At 45.1% G+C, this 14,721-nt stretch carries 15 protein-coding genes; 7 read left to right on the top strand and 8 right to left on the bottom strand.

Going from position 1 to position 14,721, the window contains the following annotated elements; translation table 11 throughout:
• Window positions 1-8: 8 nt before the first annotated feature.
• The 5 genes from betA to P4S58_RS14990 all read right to left on the bottom strand — a co-directional run bounded on the left by betA (window position 9) and on the right by P4S58_RS14990 (window position 6,985).
• The gene (betA, locus tag P4S58_RS15010; RefSeq protein WP_102963056.1) at window positions 9-1,730 is read right to left on the bottom strand and encodes a choline dehydrogenase; all 1,722 of its coding nucleotides are present in this window, start codon (window positions 1,728-1,730) and stop codon (window positions 9-11) included.
• 9 nt (window positions 1,731-1,739) lie between these two features.
• Complete coding sequence (betB, locus tag P4S58_RS15005) at window positions 1,740-3,200, bottom strand: betaine-aldehyde dehydrogenase (RefSeq protein WP_102963055.1); 1,461 nt, start codon at window positions 3,198-3,200, stop codon at window positions 1,740-1,742.
• 8 nt (window positions 3,201-3,208) lie between these two features.
• Window positions 3,209-3,811, bottom strand: a complete 603-nt coding sequence (betI, locus tag P4S58_RS15000) for a transcriptional regulator BetI (RefSeq protein ID WP_337164413.1) — start codon at window positions 3,809-3,811, stop codon at window positions 3,209-3,211.
• A gap of 265 nt (window positions 3,812-4,076) precedes the next feature.
• Complete coding sequence (locus tag P4S58_RS14995) at window positions 4,077-5,864, bottom strand: aminopeptidase P family protein (protein ID WP_102963053.1); 1,788 nt, start codon at window positions 5,862-5,864, stop codon at window positions 4,077-4,079.
• Window positions 5,865-6,043: 179 nt separating this feature from the next.
• Entirely contained in the window at window positions 6,044-6,985 is a 942-nt protein-coding gene (locus P4S58_RS14990) for a LysR substrate-binding domain-containing protein (RefSeq protein WP_102963052.1), read from the bottom strand.
• A 156-nt stretch (window positions 6,986-7,141) separates the two neighbouring features.
• Between P4S58_RS14990 and P4S58_RS14985 the strand changes: the two genes are divergently transcribed.
• On the top strand, window positions 7,142-8,299 hold the full coding sequence (locus tag P4S58_RS14985; protein ID WP_102969536.1) for a multidrug effflux MFS transporter: 1,158 nt from the start codon (window positions 7,142-7,144) through the stop codon (window positions 8,297-8,299).
• Window positions 8,300-8,463: 164 nt separating this feature from the next.
• Window positions 8,464-8,745 (top strand): H-NS-like global regulator TsrA, encoded by a 282-nt coding sequence (gene tsrA, locus P4S58_RS14980; protein WP_042490086.1) that lies wholly within the window; start codon window positions 8,464-8,466, stop codon window positions 8,743-8,745.
• Between the two features lie 84 nt (window positions 8,746-8,829).
• On the opposite strand, the gene asnC is transcribed toward tsrA, so the two are convergent.
• Window positions 8,830-9,294 carry a transcriptional regulator AsnC gene (gene asnC / locus P4S58_RS14975; protein ID WP_042490084.1) on the bottom strand — a complete coding sequence of 155 codons (465 nt, stop codon included), beginning with the start codon at window positions 9,292-9,294 and terminating at the stop codon, window positions 8,830-8,832.
• Between the two features lie 124 nt (window positions 9,295-9,418).
• Here asnC and P4S58_RS14970 point away from each other — a divergent pair, with 124 nt between their 5' ends.
• Both P4S58_RS14970 and P4S58_RS14965 read left to right on the top strand, forming a co-directional pair.
• Complete coding sequence (locus P4S58_RS14970) at window positions 9,419-10,207, top strand: class I SAM-dependent methyltransferase (RefSeq protein WP_102963050.1); 789 nt, start codon at window positions 9,419-9,421, stop codon at window positions 10,205-10,207.
• A 109-nt stretch (window positions 10,208-10,316) separates the two neighbouring features.
• Entirely contained in the window at window positions 10,317-10,712 is a 396-nt protein-coding gene (locus P4S58_RS14965) for a hypothetical protein (RefSeq protein ID WP_102963049.1), read from the top strand.
• A gap of 100 nt (window positions 10,713-10,812) precedes the next feature.
• Here the strand turns inward: P4S58_RS14965 and P4S58_RS14960 are convergent, their stop codons facing one another.
• The gene (locus tag P4S58_RS14960) at window positions 10,813-11,700 is read right to left on the bottom strand and encodes a carboxylate/amino acid/amine transporter (RefSeq protein ID WP_102963048.1); all 888 of its coding nucleotides are present in this window, start codon (window positions 11,698-11,700) and stop codon (window positions 10,813-10,815) included.
• Window positions 11,701-11,767: 67 nt separating this feature from the next.
• Complete coding sequence (gene uspA / locus P4S58_RS14955) at window positions 11,768-12,193, bottom strand: universal stress protein UspA (RefSeq protein ID WP_042490075.1); 426 nt, start codon at window positions 12,191-12,193, stop codon at window positions 11,768-11,770.
• Window positions 12,194-12,372: 179 nt separating this feature from the next.
• On the opposite strand from uspA, the gene ftnA reads away from it, so the two are divergent.
• The 3 genes from ftnA (at window position 12,373) to P4S58_RS14940 (ending at window position 14,677) form a co-directional block, all read left to right on the top strand.
• Complete coding sequence (ftnA, locus tag P4S58_RS14950) at window positions 12,373-12,900, top strand: non-heme ferritin (protein ID WP_042490073.1); 528 nt, start codon at window positions 12,373-12,375, stop codon at window positions 12,898-12,900.
• Between the two features lie 76 nt (window positions 12,901-12,976).
• Window positions 12,977-13,300, top strand: coding sequence for a universal stress protein UspB (uspB, locus tag P4S58_RS14945; RefSeq protein WP_042490071.1), 324 nt, complete (start codon window positions 12,977-12,979; stop codon window positions 13,298-13,300).
• Between the two features lie 189 nt (window positions 13,301-13,489).
• On the top strand, window positions 13,490-14,677 hold the full coding sequence (locus P4S58_RS14940; protein ID WP_102963047.1) for an NAD(P)/FAD-dependent oxidoreductase: 1,188 nt from the start codon (window positions 13,490-13,492) through the stop codon (window positions 14,675-14,677).
• Window positions 14,678-14,721 lie beyond the last annotated feature (44 nt).

The raw sequence follows: 14,721 nt of genomic DNA, 5'->3' as shown, positions 1-14,721 counted from the left end.
TTATTTCCTTATTGATCTTTCATTTCCGAAGATTGAAGGGAGTCCAATGAGCGTCGTGGTGCGTTTTCGCGCTGGTCTTGTTGCCAGTTTTCTGCGATCCACACGGGTGCTTGCTCACGAGGAAGAAGAGTTTTACCTAAGATGATGTCTGCCGCTCGCTCAGCAACCATGATGGTTGGAGCGTTAAGGTTACCGTTAGGAATGGTTGGGAAAATCGATGAGTCCACCACTCGCAGTGATTGCACACCGCGTACGCGACATTCGTTGTCGAGCACGGCCATTGGGTCGTCGTCTGCGCCCATTTTGCAGCTACAAGAGGGGTGGTAAGCACTTTCTACATTCTGTTTAACCCACTCATCGATCTCTTGATCTGAAGAGATATGGAACCCCGGTTGAATTTCATCACCACGGTATTTATCTAACGTAGGTTGAGCTAAGATCTCGCGGGTTAAGCGGATACAGTCACGCCAATCCTGAATATCTTGCTGCTCTGATAAATAACGGAACAAAATGCCTGGTTTGTCTGCTGGATCATTTGAACGAATCCAGACCTGACCGCGACTCAGTGGTTTGTTCGGACCAACGTGTACTTGAAAACCGTGTCCATCAAACGCTGTACGACCATCATACCGCATGGCTGCTGGTAAGAAGTGGTATTGAATGTTTGGCCACTTTAAGCCTGCGCGAGAGCGTATGAACGCACAAGATTCAAAATGATTTGTCGCACCAAGGCCGCGCTTGGTAAGCAGCCATTCAGCGCCTATCATCCCTTTACTGATAAGGCCTAGCTTGCTGTTCAATGTAATAGGTTCTTCGCAGCGATACTGGAAGTAGACTTCCAAGTGATCCTGCAGATTCTGACCGACACCGGGTAGCTCATGTTTTACTTCGACACCCGCGTTTTCCAATACATCGCGAGGGCCAATACCAGATAACTGTAACAACTGTACTGAGCCAATAGAGCCAGCACTGGAAATCACTTCTTTGTTTGAAAATACGGTTTCGACCTGACCTTTATGCTCAAACTCCACACCTACTGCTTTGCCGTTTTCGATAACAATTTTACGTGTCAGTACATTTTTAAGCAGAGTCAGGTTTGGGCGTTTCAACGCTCGGCGCAGGTAAGCGTTCGAAGTTGAAGCTCGTACGCCTTTATCCACCGTCATATGCATCGGGCCGAAGCCTTCTTGTTGATAACCGTTATAATCGTTTGTCGTCGGATAACCGGCTTCTTCTCCGGCATCAATAAATGCCTGATAGAGCGGGTTAAGTTCCATATCGTTACCGTTACAAGTGGCTAACGGGCCTTGATCGCCACGGTATTGATCGCCACCATGAATCCAGTTTTCAGCTTTCTTGAAGTAAGGTAAGCAAGACGCGTAATCCCAGCCGTTAGCGCCGTGTTGTTGCCATTCATCAAAGTCGCAAGCATGCCCACGAACGTAAACCATACCGTTGATTGATGAACTACCACCGAGCACTTTTCCTCTAGGGCAGTGTAGTTGGCGGTCATCTAATCCCGGCTCTTCGACAGATTCAAATTGCCATGCATACTTAGGTGTATTCATAGGGTATGAGAGAGCGGTTGGCATTTGGATGAAAATGCTTTTATCGCTGCCTCCGGCTTCCAGTAACAAAACAGAATGCTCGCCACTTTCAGTTAGGCGATCAGCTAAAACGCAGCCTGCAGAACCAGCACCGATAACAATATAATCAAAGTGTTGTTTCATCATTCTTCCTTACTCGTAAGCTCCAACATAGTCATCCAGCTCAATCAGGATGCTTTTTGTTTGTGTGTAGTGGCTTAAGGTTTCGATGCCGTTCTCACGGCCAACGCCTGAGAGCTTGTAGCCACCTACAGGCATAGGCGCAGGGGAGTCACCCCAAGTGTTAATCCAGCAGATACCCGCTTGCAGCTGGTGGATTACTCGGTGTGCGCGGGAGATATTCTGTGTAAATACGCCAGCGGCAAGACCATAGTTGGTCGCGTTTGCTCGCTTAATCGCTTCGTCTTCATCGCTAAACTTAATCACCGCCATTACCGGACCGAAGATTTCCTTCTGGACGAAATCCATGTCGTCTTGGCAATCAACAAACACGGTTGGAGCAACAAAGTTACCTTTGGCTAACTCACCTTCAGTGACTTGATAGCCGCCGGTTAACAATTTGGCGCCGCTGTTTTTTGCGCTTTCGATGGCTTCAAGAACCTTCGCTAAATGTTCTTTAGAGATAAGTGCACCCACTTGAGTATTCGGATCTTGGGGATCGCCTACGATCAGTTTTTCCGTGCGGGCTTTTAGTTGAGCGATGAAGTCGCCATAGATATTTTCATGAACGAAAACACGAGTACCGTTAGTACACACTTCGCCTTGAGTGTAGAAGTTAGCAGTCATTGCACCTGATACTGCTTGGTCTAACTTTGCGTCGTCAAAAATAATCAGCGGAGATTTACCGCCCAGTTCCATAGTGACGGATTTCAGACTTTGAGCGCTGGCAGACATTACCGCTTTGCCAGTACCCGTTTCACCGGTGAATGATACTTTTGCGATGTCTGGGTGAGCTGTCAGCATTTGGCCAACACGACCATCACCTTGAACAACGTTAAATACGCCATCAGGTACGCCCGCTTCAGTAAAGATTTCAGCCAGCTTGAGAGCGGTCAGCGGTGTCTCTTCTGAAGGTTTGAAGATCATAGCGTTACCTGCAGCAAGAGCAGGCGCAGACTTCCACATGGCGATCTGAATCGGGTAGTTCCAAGCGCCGATACCGGCACAAATGCCTAGTGGTTCTTTACGTGTATAAAAGAACTGGCTCTCGGAAAGCGATTGTTGTTCGCCCTGAAGAGCAGGTGCAAGACCAGCAAAGTATTCAATAACATCTGCGCCAGTCACAATATCAACGCAATTGGCTTCTTGGATTGGTTTACCGGTATCCAATACTTCTAGAAGTGCCAGTTCATCGTTTCGTTCTCTAAGGATTGTCACCGCTTTTAGCAGAATACGGCTACGTTCTACGGCTGTCATTGTCGACCAAACAGCAAAACCACGCTTGGCAGAATCTACCGCTGCCTGAACATCTTGTTCATTAGCCTGACCAAGAGTGGCCAGAGGTTCACCGGTTGCTGGGTTATAGCTAATAAAAGTTTCGCCCGATGACGCCTGTTGATAACGACCATCGATATAAAGTGATGCTTTTTCCATTTGAAGACCTAACGAGTTGTTAGCGCGTGTTGCGCCAGTTGTAGTTCTAAGTAATCGCCAATTAACGCGCGCGCTCGTTGAGCGTTGATACCTTCTTGGTTCATTGCGCCGCGTAGCCAAAGACCGTCAATCAGTGCGGCAATACCTTGTCCAACCTGCTTAACCTGTTGCTGAGGTAATAGGGCTTTGAGTTCGATTGTGAGATGAGAAAGGAGTCGCTTTTCGTTCACGCGTTGCAAGCGGTGAAGTTGCGGGTCATGCATTGAGTAAGACCAGAATGCCAACCATGTTTTTGCAACTTTGTTGGAAGCTTGGAAATCAGAGAAGTTAGCTTCAACAATTGCATGGATACGCTTTTGATGTTGGTGTTTGGGAATAGCGGACAGTAATTGCATTACTGTTTCCGAGTGCTCGCGCAAGATTGCGCGCATGGTTTCTTCGAGCAAGCCATGTTTACCGCCAAAATAGTGATTGATGATGCCTGTGGATACACCTGCTTCGCGACTAATTAATGCGATGCTTGCTGCGTGTAAACCGACACGTTCAATCACTGTCATAGTGGCATTGACGAGTTGTGGTTTGCGTATGCTAGGCATTCCAACTTTAGGCACAATCACTCCTTAATTTTTTTAATTGAACGATTAGTTAAATATAAGTTAAACAAAATAATCGTTAGATCTCAAATTAAATTGAAGGGGTTTTTGCATGGGTGTGTTTTGGTTGCGTGATTAATTTATTTAAAATCAGTTGTTTATATTATTTGAAAAATAATTAAATGATTAGAGTAAGATTGTTTCGTTGATTGACGAGTTAGAAATAAAAAATCCCTTAGTGATTTCTCACTAAGGGATTGATTTAAAAGTAAATGAATTGTTATTAATGGGCGATTGGCTGAGTTGCCTGTTTTAGCCACTGCTTAACATCACCTTCAACTAGATGGCTAACGTCGTCCCACACTTTTTGGTGGTAGTCGTTTAGCCAGTTAAGTTCAGGTTTTGTCAGCATGTTGACATTGATAGCGCGAACATCAATAGGGCAGCGAGTGAGTGATTCGAAGCCATGAACATGGAAGTCGCCTTGGGTTTCGACTTCTACAACCAATTCTAAGTTTTCGATACGAATACCAAAGCCGTCAGCTCGGTAGTAACCCGGTTCGTTCGACAACACCATGCCAGGTAGCAAGGCAACGTTGTTAAACACTTTACTAATACGTTGAGGCCCTTCGTGAACACTGAGGAAGTGACCAACACCGTGACCCGTACCGTGATCATAATCGTAGCCGTTTGCCCATAAATGTTGGCGGGCTAAAACATCAAGTTGGTGGCCACAAGTACCTTTCGGGAATCGAGCTTTAGCCAAAGCAATATGACCTTTTAGAACCAAGGTGAACTGTTGCTTCATTTCGTCACTGACTTCACCAATCGCAATGGTACGGGTTATATCGGTTGTACCATCGGTATATTGGCCACCAGAATCAACAAGGTAAAGCGTGTTCATTTCTAGCTTACCTGGCTCTGGTTGGTTCATGTGGTTGTAGTGACACATAGCTGCATTCGTGGTTGCTGCTGAAATGGTGTCAAAGCTCAGGTCTGCTAATGTTGGGTCAAGCTCGCGGAATGCTTGAAGCTTATCAGCCAGTTGCGCTTCGTTATGCAGTTTGCCAGCCGCCACTTCGCTGTCTAGCCAAGATAGGAATTTCGCCATTGCAGCACCATCGCGAACATGACACGCTTTCATGCCTTTAATTTCAGTCGCGTTTTTTGCGGCTTTTGGTAACAAGCAAGGATCTGCGTCTTTAATGAGTTCAGCGTTTACATTCTGCAGTGTCAGTGTGAACCAAGCGTTGCTGGTGGCTGGGTCTACAATGACTTTCTTGCCTGAAAGTTTCTCAAGTTCTGTTTGCAGCGTATCTGGATGATGAACTCGTACACCTGCACCAACGTGATTCTCAAAGCCCTCGGCTAATCGAGTTGGATCAAGGAAGAAGTCGACACTTGCGTCAGAATGAACAATGGCGTGCGATAGCAACACTGGTAAGCGTGATACGTCTAGACCACGAATATTCAGCAGCCAACAGATAGAGTCTAATTCTGTCAGCACTGCGCTATCTGCTTTTTTAGAGCGCAAGATGTCTGCAATACGCTGACGTTTTGTCGCGCTATTTACACCAACCAGCTCATCACTCATTAAACGCATGTCAGAGACAACAGGAGCAGGGCGATCATGCCAAAGTTGGTCGATAGCATTGCCTTCGGTCGCAACTAATTCTAGCTCGCCCGCAAGTTTACTTTGAGTTGCCGTTAACCAACTCGCACGGTGCATTCTTGGGTCGTAGCCCACTTTGCTACCTGTAGGCAAATGACTTTGTAGCCAATCTAAATACGGTTCTTCAATCAGATGACGGTACTCAAACAGTTCTTGTAGAACCTGCTTGCGAACCTGAACGGTATAGCGGCCATCAACAAAAATGGCTGCCGAGGTTTGAGTAATCACAGCGGCACCCGCTGAACCAGTAAACCCAGTTAACCAATGTAATCGTTCGTTGTGTTCTGGTACGTATTCGCCAAGATACTCATCTTCATGAGGAATAATGAGTGCGTCTAAACCGTTACGTGTTAACCAGTTACGAATTTCCGTTACACGCTGGGAGATGGATTGGTACATCTTGCTATTCTCCTAATAATTGTCCTTTTGTTCAGCTGATGCCGATATATCCGTTCTCTTGATATACCCACTTTGCCTATCTATGTAGTGCAGGACGTGAACCGATAAGCTACTCGTTTTGTAGTGAGTGTGCAAATGTGCTGAACTTAATCTTATCAATAGTGTTATAGGGCATTTGTTTAACGCAAATGTAAGGTTTTCGTCTGAATGATTTGCCTTAACCAAGAGAGTGCCGGGTCGTTTTCTCTGTCTCTGTGCCAGAACAGCGTATAAGCCATTGGCGGGAACTCAAGAGGCAGTGGCAGTACCACCAAATCGAGATGTTTGGCGACCAGATGCGTAAAATGGCTCGGCGCGGTAAACACAAAGTCTGTATAGCTACATAAGCTGGCGGCACTGTTAAAGTCGGGGACGGTAATCGCAATATCACGCTGATAACCTAAGTCAGCCAAGCGGTAGTCCAGCAGCCAGCGGTCACTGCCATCACAGCGAACTTGTACATGTCGAAGGGTTAGATAGCGTTCCAAATTCCATGGCTGCTTTAGAACAGGGTGATCTCGTCGAACAACACACATTTGTGAATCGCGATAGATCTCTTGCTCGCAGATATCCTTTGGTGGAAGCATGGTTAATTTTGCATCGTTGATATCGATATCTTTACCTGTGATACCAATATCGAGCTCGCCCATTTGCAGCTTTTTAAAGGTTTGGTCTGTCCAAGAGTGGGTACTGATATTGAGATTTGGGCCCTGCATGAATATCGCTGGCAAAAAGTGGGGCAGGATTAATGGGTAGACACTTTCGACAGCCGCAATATGGAATCGGTATTCACTCGACTGAGGCGAAAACTGCTCTGGCTGAGTAATCAGCTCTAGCTGATCAACCAAGGTTTCCAATTTAGGCTTTAAAAACAACATTTTTGGTGTCGGTTTTAGTCCATGGGAGGTTCGGATGAAAAGTGGATCATCGAATTGTTCGCGTAGTTTCGCCAGCGACTTACTGACGGCAGACTGACTCAGATGCAGCCGGTTAGAAGCGCGCGTAACGCTGAGTTCCTCTCCAAGAACTTGTAAACAAACAAGCAAGTTAAGGTCAATTCGCGCTAATTTATCAATGTTCATGTGATTTTCCATTGAGGAATATTACTGATGATTATAAGCCATTTGTTCGAATAACAGCATTCTTCTATCATGCACGCTCTTTATTATTCAATTTTGGAACCTATTTTGAGCGTAACTTCTTCTGTGAAAGAGTCTTCTGTGCAAAGCAAACAGCAAATGATTCTACTGACTTTGTTGGTACTGTTTAGTCCGTTGGCAATCGATATTTACTTGCCTGCATTGCCACAAATCTCGCAAGCGTTTCACGTGGAACATGCCTTAGCTCAAGATACGATTACTTGGTTCTTATTTGCTATGGGTGTCGGGCAACTGTTTGCTGGCCCTTTGGCGGATAAACTCGGACGTCGAACTGTTGCATTGGCTGGTGTTAGCATCTACATCTTGAGCGCTTTATTGGCGTGGGGCGCTCAGAGTATTGAGTGGATGCTAATGTCTCGTTTGCTACAAGGATTGGGTGCGTGTGCAACGTCTGTAGCAGCCTTTGCGACGGTTCGCGATATCTTTGGCCCTGAGCGCAGTGGCAAGATGATCAGCTACCTTAATGGTGCGATCTGCTTTATTCCTGCTTTAGCGCCAATTCTAGGAAGCTGGTTAACACAGCAATTTGGCTGGCGTTCTAACTTCAGCTTTATGGCAGGCTTTGGTGTATTCGTTGGATTCTGGTTGTTGATTCGTATGAAAGAGACCAATCCAAGTACTGAAAAGCAAGCCGTGTTTAAGCTGTCGCGTTATTGGTCTGTGTTAAAAGTCCCTTCATTTTTGTTCCATGCTTCGCTTTGTATGCTGGCTATGGCGGTTATCTTGGCTTATGTCACTTCAGCCCCTGTGGTTCTGATGGAAAACTTAGGCTTAACCATGAATGAGTTTACTTTCTGGTTTGGTATTAACGCTGTGGTTAACATCGCGGCTTGTTTGTCTGCTCCTAAGCTGATGGACAAATGGGGAACACATAAAATTCTGTTCTCTGGAATCGTGATGTTATTAGTGGCTGGTGGTCTGATGGTAGGAATGAAGTCTCAAGGCACGGCTTTAGCCTTTATGTTGCCAATCTTCTTCTCATCGGTAGGTTTTGCTTGGATTCTGGGTTCAGCTGCGGGTAAAGCATTGGCACCGTTTGGCGACAAAGCGGGCACAGCCGCTGCACTGTTAGGTTTGTTCCAGATGAGTGGTGCTGGTCTTGTGGTAGGCACACTACAACGCTTAGATCTTGAACCGCAGATGATGATTGCACTTCAAATGTGGATTGTTGCCCCTGCGCTGATTATTTTGCTGTCTAAAGCGGGCAAAGAGTGGCATCGCTTAGCATTTCAGTGATGTGGTTGGCAGGAACAGGAAATAGCAACGCCCCTTACTCATTTGAATAGTGAAGAGTTGCAAGGTTTTGTAAATACTCTGAAGTGCTATTTTCTAATCAGGGTAACAGGTGTATATTATTTCGCTCACTATCATTAGAAATAGCGTCTTGGAATCGAAATACAGTGTCCCTAACTACCTATGAAATGGCTCGTATTCTCGAGCAGTTAGAAGAATCACCTGAAAAAGTGATGTTTGGTAAGTTACTTAATGAGTTAGGTAATCAAAGCAGTGAGCGTGTACGTAGTGCTGCTAAACAAGTCCCACTACCAGTTCTGCGCGATCTCGTTTATCAATTTCAACAAGTGATAGATTCGCGTAAAGGCGAGCAAGTCGATTTGCTGGCTAAGCAATTAGCACAACAAGGTATCTCAGCAGAAGAGCTGATGAACTACCTGAAAAAATAATTGATGCTATAACAAGAACCCAAGTTTGAAACTTGGGTTTTTTGTCTTTTCTGCTTTTTGAACTTGCTATCTTTTAGCGTCGATTTAAGGAATCACATTACGGTTGATCGGGTTTTGTAGCGAGATCAGCGTTTCTGTTGACTGAACTTCGTCAATCGCCTGCAACTTGTCGATCAATACAAACTGCAGTTCTTCAATTGAACGGCACATCAACTTAACGAAAATACTGTAAGCACCGGTGGTGTAGTAAGCTTCAACCACTTCATCAAGAGCATTGAGCTTTTCCAGTGCAGAATGGTAATCACGCGCGGCTTTCAGGTTAATACCAATAAAACAGCACACGTCATAGCCGAGCTTTTTGGTATTCACGACAACTTCAGTGCCTTGAATGATATCCGCAGCTTTCATTTTTTCGATGCGTACGTGAATAGTGGCAGGGCTGACATTAAATTGCTTCGCCATTTCTGCGTAGGGCGTACGTGCATCATCCATTAAGATTTTCAGAATAGCGCGATCAAGCTCGTCGAGCTTTGTAGAGGCGACTTGCATACAGGTTCCTAGTTCACTTATTCAACGAAGATTCTTCCGCATCTTATCACACTGAAACCTTAGGTTTCTGATGAAAATCCGCTACACTGGCAGCGATTTTTGAAACTCATTATGGAATGACACTTTGCAGCTACAACTGATTTGTGAAGCCCCTGAACGCGCTTCTGAGCTTGATGAAATAGCAACTCGCTGGAAGCTTACACACAGTGATGAAAGCGTTTTTGCGCTGGTACTCACCAGCGAGCAATTAGAACTGCGTAAAGTTGATGAACCTAAGCTGGGAGCCATCTTCGTTGATTGGGTCACCGGGGCGGTGGCGCATCGTCGTAAGTTTGGTGGCGGTAAAGGTCAATCCATTGCAAAAGCTGCAGGGCTCAATAAAGGTGCCACACCTACGGTGCTGGATGGAACGGCTGGCTTAGGCCGAGATGCATTTGTTTTAGCCTCTTTGGGCTGCAAAGTACAAATGGTGGAGCGTCATCCTGTGGTTGCGGCATTGTTGGATGATGGATTAAATCGAGCCAAGCAGGACAGTGAAATTGGTGGTTGGGTATCAGAGCGCGTGACGCTACTGCACGCATCCAGTCACGATGCTCTCAATAAATTAGCCAATGACGAAAGCTTCGTTCGCCCAGATGTGGTGTATCTCGATCCTATGTATCCGCATCCTGAGAACAAAAAGAAAAGCGCTTTGGTTAAGAAAGAGATGCGCGTATTCCAATCTCTTGTCGGCGCAGATAACGACGCTGACGCGCTATTAGAACCTGCATTGCAACTTGCGACTAAACGAGTGGTGGTGAAGCGTCCTGATTACGCAAATTGGCTGGCAGAGCATAAGCCAAGTATGGCAATAGAAACCAAAAAGAACCGCTTTGATGTTTATGTGATTGCAGCGATGACGGGCGAAAAATAACAGGCGGAAACATCAGACGAAAACATCTGACGAATAGTAGGCTTGCCTTTTTATTAGCAGAGGGTTATATATAACCAAGAATCATTATCATTTTTGTTTGGTTGTATTTATGGCTCAGCGTTTATGTAAATTAAGTCGTCACGATATCACTGCTTCGTTGTCAGATATTTATCGAATCGTTGCTGCACCTAAGTACTTATGTCGCTCGTGCGCGCGTTCATCTTCCGACAAAAAGAGATTGTGCAAACCTCAGGCTTTTTCTGTAAATGCTCCGGTTGCGAAAGAAAGTACTACCGTTGACAAGAGTGTTGATAAGAGCAGCAAAGCGGCGTTAAAAGTTGCTAAGAAAACGCTAAAAGCGCAGAAAAAGTATCAAAAGAAACTGGAAAAAGTGCTGAAGAAACAACGCAAGCTTGCCAAGAAACAGCAAGCTCTGCAGTTGAAATTTGCCGAGTTAAATCAGGCAACAAGCAGTGATTATTCACTTACTTCCCAGTATCACTAACGGCTACTTAAAGCCTCAAATACAAAAACGCCCTTCGGCTTAACCTGATGGGCGTTTTGCTATGCGATTCTTTTCTTACCAGTGTTTGAGCAGCCAGTGTTTAAGCGCTTTCGGCTTCTTTGTAGCTTTGAGCAACTTTACGTTTCACCCAAGTTTCGTTAACCCACAGTGAGAACAAAATGATGATGCCGCCAATAGTCAGACGAGCGACATCCACATCGCGGTTCCAAATAACGATGTTGACGATTAAACCTGCTGGAACCAAAGCGTTATTCATGATCGCCAACGCACCCGCGTTAACCAAACACGCGCCCTTGTTCCACACGAAATAACCTAGACCAGATGCAATCACACCAAGGTAAATCAGAATACCCCACTGCAGTGAGGTGGTTGGTAGCTTCGCTGGGTTACCTAACAGCGCGAACGCTATGGTTGCCACAACCAATGCGCCTAAGTAGAAATAACCAAACACCGTGCGTTGAGGAAGCTCTACGCTTTGGTTTTCCATAACATATTTATAAGCCACCTGACCGATTGCAAAACAGAGGTTGGCACCTTGCACAACAAAGAAGCCGATCACGAAGTTCTCATTGATACCAGCAAACTTAATGAACACCGCACCCGCTACCGCGATAGCGGCCGTAACCAGATACCACGGAGAGAAACGTGCTTTAAGCAAATCGTAAATCAAAGTGACGTAAATGGGTGTGAATACGGTAAACAGCAATACTTCTGGAACAGAGAGCAGTAAAAACGATTGGTAGTAGAAGCAATACATCAATCCAAGTTGGATACCACCGATAGACATTAGCTGAACAATCAGTTTTTTGGGTACTTGCTTGAATTTCAAAAACGGCAGGAAGACAACGCTTGCCAGTGCAACGCGCATGAACACTGAGAACCAAGAGTCAACCTGACCCGCCAGATAAACGCCGATCAGGCTAAATGAAAATGCCCAAAGTAGGGTAACTGCAGATAAATAAAACATAATCCCGGATATTTCTATAAGTGGATGTTTGAAATTATCCGCAGTCTATCTGATTTATTATTGCTCGTCAGTCATTAAGTGGTACTACCAACATGTCGACAGGTGAACAATTTATGAGCTGTCTTGTTGAGGAGAGTAACTTGCTCCAAAAATCTTGGTGATGGCCACAAACCACAAGGTCAATATTGAACTCATTGATGGTGTCACAAAGCTCATTACTCAAGTCTCCACTGCCTACTAAAGTGTGGTTAATCGGGTAATTGGCATGATCTGCCAGTTCTTTTAACTGAGTTTGCGATGCTTCCATTGCGTGATGCTGAGTTTCCGCCAGATTGATATCAATTAGTCCGGTATACAGTTCGGCATAGTTGACGTCGATATGGATAAACGAGACAGCAGCATTGAGAGGTGTCGCGAGTGCAACGGCTTTTTCTACCAGCAATTTGCTATCTTCAGATAGGTCAACAGCTACTAAGATGTGTTTATAGCTCATGATGCCTTCTCCATTTAATTGTCCTCAAGTTAGGTTAATTAAACTTTAGCACCTAGTTAGAAACATTTTTGCCATGATGATCTCATATCCATATTGAATGAGAGGGTGGCTCAAACTAACAAATACTAATGATCGTGTTATAGTGACTTCCAGTTTGCACAATGATTTAGGAGCGTTTTATGCTTTCACAAACGATGGTTGATCAATTGAATGATCAAATTAACCTCGAATTTTTCTCATCCAATCTATACTTACAAATGAGTGCTTGGTGTGAAGATAAAGGATTCGAAGGAGCAGCTGAGTTTTTAAGAGTTCATGCAGCTGAAGAAATGCAGCACATGCAAAGACTGTTTACTTATGTCAGCGAAACAGGCTCACTGCCGATTTTAGGCGCGATTGAGGCTCCTCGACATAACTTTGCAAGCTTAGGTGATGTGTTCCGTGAAACCTACGAACATGAGCAAATGATTACAGAAAAAATCAACAAATTGGCTCATGCGGCATTCACATCGCAAGACTACTCAACATTTAACTTCCTTCAGTGGTACGTTGCGGAGCAACATGAAGAAGAGAAGTTGTTTAAAGGGATTTTAGACAAGCTAGAACTGGTTGGTGAAGATGGTAAAGCGTTGTTCTTTATCGACAAAGATCTAGCTGCTTTGGCACAAAAAGGCTCATCTTCGGTAATGGATGCCCCTGCTGCTTAATTGCAGTAAAAAGACTCTGAACACGATCGTCTTTTTCTCCGGGTAGCCCTCTTACTTTGGATGTAGGGAGGAAAAGATGATCAGTGGAGATACCATTCTACTAGCGCTAATGATTGTTACTGGTATTAACGTAGCAAGATACCTTACCGCGCTGCGAGCTCTGATTTATATCATGCGAGAAGCTCACCCGTTGCTTTACCAACAAGTTGATGGGCGGGGGTTTTTCACCACACATGGCAACATGTCTAAGCAGGTTCGCCTATATCACTACTTGAAAAGTAAAGAGTACCTTCATCACCACGATGAAGTGTTTACTGGCAAGTGTGATCGTGTGCGTGAGCTTTTCATTCTCTCTTCGTCTCTCGTGGTGTTTACCTCTGTGGTTGCGTTTATGATCTAGGAGAACTTCTGTGCTTTTTGAAGAATAGGAGTATTGGATAAACGCATTGGTAAGAGTGAACGTTTACCGTTAAAATGCCGCTTCAAGTGAGTGAGGACGTACCGCTGTACGTCCTTTTTTATTGCCTGTTCTTACTACTGACATAGTTCTAGACGGGTAGAGTTCTGATTACTGGCATTGGTATGAGTCATGAGTGAAAAAGTAGATGTTGTCATCATAGGCGCCGGAGCGGCTGGCCTAATGTGTGCTGCTCAAGCCGGAAAACGTGGACGCCGTGTGATGGTGATTGATCATGCGAAAAAACCAGGACGTAAGATTCTTATCTCCGGTGGTGGTCGCTGTAACTTCACCAACTACGATGTCTCGGCTCAAAACTACCTTTGCCGCAATCCGCACTTCGTGAAATCGGCGCTTTCGCAGTATACCCACTGGGATTTCATCTCAATGGTGAGTAAGTATGGTATTGAGTTCGAAGAGCGATCTCATGGCCAGCTTTTCTGTTTAGACTCGGCGAAAGACATCGTCAAAATGCTGCTTGAAGAGTGCGACCTTCCAAACATTAGTCAGCGCTATCAAGTCGAGACGCTCGATATTCAAAAAACCGAACAAGGTTTCTTGTTGCACACCACGCAGGGCGACATTGAGTGTGAGTCTTTGGTTGTGGCGACCGGCGGTCTTTCAATGCCAAAGCTAGGAGCCACACCGTTTGGTTACAAGATTGCTGAGCAGTTTGGTTTACCGGTTATTTCAACCACCGCAGGCTTAGTACCTTTTACTCTGCATGTTGAAGACAAAGACGCATTAGCTGAGCTTTCGGGTATCGCTGTTCCTGCTGAAATTCAGGCAGAATGCGGAAAAAGCTTTAAAGAAGCGCTGCTGTTTACCCATCGCGGCTTATCTGGCCCGTCGGTGTTGCAAATTTCGTCGTACTGGAAGCCGGGACAAGCGGTTACCATTAACTTGGTGCCTGAAGTTGATGTTGATGAGTTATTAACTCGTTCCCGAGAAAAGCACCCGAACCAGACACTCAAAAACACCTTAGCGCGCGTACTGCCTAAGCGTTTACTGGAAGTGTTTATCGAACGTAAGTTGCTGGTAGACAAACCTCTCAAACAGTTCAATCCGAAAGAGCTGGAAGCAATAAGAGAGACTTTAGAACAGTGGCGTGTGGTACCAAATGGAACAGAAGGCTATCGAACAGCTGAAGTCACTCTTGGCGGCGTGGATACCGATGTTCTTTCTTCTAAAACGATGGAATGCAAAGACATTAAAGGACTGTATTTCGTTGGTGAAGTAATGGATGTGACTGGTTGGCTCGGTGGTTATAACTTCCAATGGGCATGGTCGAGCGGTTATGTTGCTGGTCAGAACGTATAAAATCGGTCTTGAAATATTTTAAACCCGCAGAATGTTATTAAATT

The organism is Vibrio sp. Hal054 (genome assembly GCF_037162405.1).
Lineage (GTDB): Bacteria > Pseudomonadota > Gammaproteobacteria > Enterobacterales > Vibrionaceae > Vibrio > Vibrio diazotrophicus.
Note: the sequence above shows the minus strand (reverse complement) of the source record. Positions and strands in the feature narration are given on the sequence as shown.